This window comes from Haloarchaeobius sp. FL176 (assembly GCF_024609245.1).
Classification (GTDB): Archaea; Halobacteriota; Halobacteria; order Halobacteriales; family Natrialbaceae; genus Haloarchaeobius.
The window spans coordinates 1-4,923 of sequence record NZ_JANJYH010000024.1; the positions used below are offsets into that span (position 1 = coordinate 1).

Sequence of the window (4,923 nt, forward strand, 5' to 3'; positions counted from 1 at the left end):
GGGATGGGCTCCGCGACGGAGCCCATCCCTGTGGATCATCACGAACCTCCGCTGCCAGCTCATACAGCCCGATTTGTGCGCCTCCTATGAGATGGTGGCGAAATCAGCTCGGGCTAAACACATACCACTTTCTTTTCTGCAGGGGTGAGGAGCGGCTGATATGGGCGCGAAGGGTAGGGTAGCGCACGACAGAACCAACCCTGTCAACGGTCGCTGCTTCGCTCGTCCGCGAGACGCGCCCACGCAGATTCCCGTTTTGAGTTGCGGGTAAGATTCCGACGGATGGAGTGACTATAACACGTAAACAGAGTGCCGCCCGGAACCGCTCGGGTGGCCCTGAGAGAGTGTGTTTCCGGTGGTCGGGCCGTGGTGGGTCCGACCGTCTTCCCACGACGCGGGATTTTCCCAGCGCGTAGTGTATTGTACCCTCGATGAGAGTGAGAGACAGTATGACCGACACCGACAACGCTGACGACGGAGAAGAGGAGGAATACGGCGAATTAGAACGACACTCGGGCATGCCCGACGATGGCAGTAGTGGGGACGAATTAGCTGACGGGGCAGTCCCGCACGGATACGGCGATGCTCCAGACCAATCGGACGACAAGGAGAATGCATAAAACAACCATACATGACTGACAGCGACCGACCCCAAGGAGTCCCGAACCTCACCCCTGCAAAAAGACGCGAGTTCTTACAGCAACTCGAAAAGTTCGAAGCCCCGCAGTCGATGGAGGAGGCGCTCGCCCGTCACCGCGACGCACTCAAAGACTAGGCAGAGTTCCGGACACACCCCCTCCTCACCGATAGTATCACCCCTCTTGTAGGAATCATCGGACATGTCCGATGACGTTCCCGTCCGCTCGTCAGTCCGAGATCCATGGCTAACGCACGTACGTAAGGGCATACGTACGTGACGAGGTACGTGATCGCGTACGTACCCGAGTACGTACGTAGGTCCGCCCGGTCGAACCTACCTGTGTCGGTCCATTCGAGTACGAAAGAACGATCGAGTCTGTGCATAACAGACACTGTGCCCCAGAAGCCCCGTTGAATACGATGAAGAACCGATCTCAGTCCGGTGTGCCGAGATACGCCAGTCTCACAAATCTAAGACTGGCCATCGTGGCATGTAGTGTGCGCTGCGCCTATCGACTCACCAGGCAGCTGAATATGCCACCTTTAAAGACAGTAGGAGCGCGTCGACAAACTGCCGCCCGTAGGGGCGGCGTTCCCCGGCAAGAGAGAGTGAACGGGTCCCGGTCCGTGGTGGGGCCGTGACCTACTCCCTGCCGTAGTGGTATGCGGCCGTCACTCGTCACTGGTTCGGCGGTGTGTCTCTTTTGTAACCGTGTCTACGCTCTTCCGTAGGACCTACTATCTACTTTCAACCGGTACTAAATCGTGGTGCCGAAATGAGATGAGTAATTCTTCGCCCGTCTCTACGTCACACAGTGTATAGGAGTATGCGTCCGTATTTCGACCGGTTTCCTTCCCGAGATTGTCTTCGTGGATTTCGACGATCTCACAGACGACCCCATGATGCTGATTATCTGGGTCATCGGAGGCAAGATAAATCTGGACGTGATCGCCGACTGAGTACGGATCGCTCGACGGTTGCGGAATATCTTCCATTGTCAGTTTTTGGATCAACCATCTGTATCAGTTCATCGCTCTTCGTAGACTAACTTGGCAGTGGGCTCACCGTGTACGGAAGTGGATTAAGCATATGAAGCGGCTAGAATATCCACTAAGAATCAATACGAGATGTGACCGGGGCTGCGAGATAGTCTAAGTAAAGACTATATTGTTGCGCTGAACAATCCTTGGTATCACTAATGACCCGGAAGCAAATCGGTCGTAACACTGGAAATTCAGGCCGAGTCAACGTCTCCGGGTCTGAATTGGAAGAACTCGGCATCGACATCGGTGATGAAGTTGATGTGGACGTCGCTGATGCCAAAGAGATCGCGCATGCCATCATTGATAACAAGGATTCCGACGAGTTCCTGATCGTCACTCCCGCCTAACGTATGCAAACAGCACTCACCTACCGTACGAACCGTGACCTGTTCTCGAACTACTACCTAGACGAACACCTCCCCGAGACCGAAGAATGGGACGAGGTCAGCGACGAAGAACTTCAGGAGGCCTATGATGACGTTATGCATCTCTGGGAGCGCGAGAAGGACACCGCCCCGAAGCGGAATGAGTCCCAGCTCGAAGAGAAATTCATCCGGCCGATGTTCCGGAAGCTGGGGATTCCGTTCGAGGTCGAAGAGAGCACTGATCGAACGCAGCGCCGACCGGACTACGGGTTCTTCGAGACTGATGAAGCTGCACGGGACGCCTTCCAACGCCGTGATGAGGGCGGAGACTTCTACAAGAATTCCGTCGCTGTTGCGGACGCGAAACGATGGGGTCGTCCCCTCGACACTCGCGGAAGCGGTGAACACGAACGTGACTTCGAGAACCCCAGTTACCAGATCCACGTCTACCTGCAGGAAGTGGATGCCGCACAGTGGGCTGTCCTAACCGACGGGAAGAAGTGGCGGCTGTACTACGGCCCGACCAGCCACCGCCTCGACTCCTACTACGAGGTTGACCTGCCGACGATTCTGGAGAAGGGCGATCTTGAGGACTTCAAATACTTCTACCTCTTCTTCCGCCACGAGGCCTTCCTCGAAGACAGCAGCGGTGACTGCTTCCTTGACGACGTCTACGGCGAGTCCAACGTCTTCGCCCAAGAGTTGGGGGAGGACCTGCAGGACAACATCTACGAGGCGATCAAGGTCCTCTCTGAGGGATACCTCCAGTATCCTGAGAACGATCTTGCCGAAGACGATCTTGAACTGATCCACGACAGCTCGCTTATCTACCTCTACCGGCTTATCTTCGTTCTGTACGCCGAAGCAGAGGGGCGTGAACTGCTGGACACGAGCAACGAAATCTACGAGCAACAGTACAGTCTGAACGCGCTCAAACAGGAAGTTGCCGAAGAACTCGATAGTGGCGACCCGAAATACCGCGACTGGCAAGACAACCTTCAGGCTCGTCTGGACGAACTGTTCTCCCTCATCGACAAGGGCAGCAAGTCCCGTGGCATCCCTGAGGAAGACCTCTACATTCCGGCGTACAACGGTGGGCTGTTCCGGACTGACCCAGACGACGGCGACAGCAAGGAAGCACGGTTCCTCGCCAATCACGACGTCGGCGACGCCTACCTTGCGAAGGTAATTGAACTCCTGACGCGAAGCGAGAACAGCAACGGTGGTGGGAAGATCTTCGTCGATTACTCCTCACTCGATGTCCGCCATCTGGGGAGCATCTACGAGGGGCTACTAGAGTACCAACTGAATATCGGACAAGAGCCTTTGGCGTTGGAGGATGGCGAATATGTGAGCGCCGATGAGGGCGACGACATCGTCGTGCAACAAGGCGAAGTATACCTAACGACCGATAGTGGCGAACGAAAGGCCACAGGCTCGTACTACACGCCCGAATATGTTGTTGAGTACATCGTCGAAAATACGCTGGAACCGCTCGTTGAAGACATTCGGATAGATCTTGCCGGTCAAAGCGCCTTCGACGAAGGGGGATTCGCCGCTGAATTCGCTGAGAGGGTGTTCAACCTGAAGATTCTCGATCCAGCGATGGGTAGTGGTCACTTCCTCACCAGCGCGGTTGATTACTTGGCTCGTGAAATTATTGATGCCCAAGAGAAACAGGCCGCACAGCAGGGTATCGAAACCGTTGACGAAGAGCACGACATTAACTGGGCACGCCGACAGGTCGCACAGCGTTGTATCTACGGTGTGGATCTGAATCCGCTCGCTGTGGAGCTAGCAAAGGTGTCGCTGTGGCTTCGAACGCTCGCCGCCGAGCAACCGCTTGCGTTCCTTGACCACCATCTTAAGACCGGCAACTCTCTTGTAGGCAGCGACATCGAGACCGTACTGGATAACGGGGATTCACAGGATGTAGAAGGACAGCTCACTCTCCAGGAATCGTTCGACCGCACACGGCGGCAGGCGCTGGAGCACGTCACCGACCAGTTTGAGGATCTACTTGCAATCGATAATGAAACGTTGGATGATATAAAAGAGATGGAAGCTGTTTACGAAGAGACGCGTGACGACCCTCTCTATCAGCACTTAATTGCAATGGCGAACGTTCACACTGCCGAATATTTCGGACTGGATGTGCCTAGTGATGCTTACGAACGTATGGCAACCGCACTTCGTGACGACTCATGGAGCGATGTTGAACAACAAGTCTGGTATCAGTCTGCGCAGCAAATAGCCGACGACGAGCACTTTTTCCACTGGGAGATGGAGTTCCCGATCGTCTTCTACGAGCAGGACGGAGAGCGGAAAGATAATGGAGGGTTTGACGTTGTGATCGGCAACCCACCATGGCTCAACGCGTGGCGGATGACGGACCAGATGCCGAAAAAGCGGGATGCGATAAAACAAGTCTTCGAATCATCTGATCTGTTAGAGGGTCACTGGGACTTGTACATTCCTTTCATTATCCAGTCGTTGAACCTCTGTCGAAATGGGGGTCGTCATTCGTTCATACTCCCAAATTTGGTGCTTACAGAGAAATACGCGAAGGATCTTCGGCGGAATCTTCTCTCAGACCATACACTCGAAAGCATTCTTGATTTCGGTGAAAGGAATGTGTTTGAAGAGGTTGAACGCCAATCCATTGTCTATGTTGTTGAGGGTAGCGGTGATAGCACTGCCCCTCACGAGCTTCAGAGTTGTACCAGCACTGATCCGTTTAATTATGAAGTATGTGTTTAGCCCGAGCTGATTTCGCCACCATCTCATAGGAGGCGCACAAATCGGGCTGTATGAGCTGGCAGCGGAGGTTCGTGATGATCCACAGGGATGGGCTCCGTCGCGGAGCCCATCCCGT

3 protein-coding genes and 1 pseudogene are annotated in these 4,923 nt (G+C 54.6%); all 4 read left to right on the top strand.

The genetic code is table 11. The annotated features are described in order from the left end of the window. The first annotated feature begins 449 nt into the window (after positions 1-449). Positions 450-620 carry a hypothetical protein gene (locus NO978_RS19680; RefSeq protein WP_257301227.1) on the top strand — a complete coding sequence of 57 codons (171 nt, stop codon included), beginning with the start codon at positions 450-452 and terminating at the stop codon, positions 618-620. Positions 621-631: 11 nt separating this feature from the next. Next, positions 632-775, top strand: coding sequence for a hypothetical protein (locus NO978_RS19685; protein WP_257301228.1), 144 nt, complete (start codon positions 632-634; stop codon positions 773-775). Between the two features lie 1,063 nt (positions 776-1,838). After that, entirely contained in the window at positions 1,839-2,030 is a 192-nt protein-coding gene (locus NO978_RS19690) for a hypothetical protein (protein WP_257301229.1), read from the top strand. Between the two features lie 3 nt (positions 2,031-2,033). Continuing rightward, positions 2,034-4,733 (top strand): annotated as a pseudogene (locus NO978_RS19695) (N-6 DNA methylase); the annotation flags it as partial. Positions 4,734-4,923 lie beyond the last annotated feature (190 nt).

Coding starts and splice junctions, on each gene's coding strand:
- NO978_RS19680 (WP_257301227.1), top strand. CDS start 450: ATGACCGACACCGACAACGCTGACGACGGAGAAGAGGAGGAATACGGC.
- NO978_RS19685 (WP_257301228.1), top strand. CDS start 632: ATGACTGACAGCGACCGACCCCAAGGAGTCCCGAACCTCACCCCTGCA.
- NO978_RS19690 (WP_257301229.1), top strand. CDS start 1,839: ATGACCCGGAAGCAAATCGGTCGTAACACTGGAAATTCAGGCCGAGTC.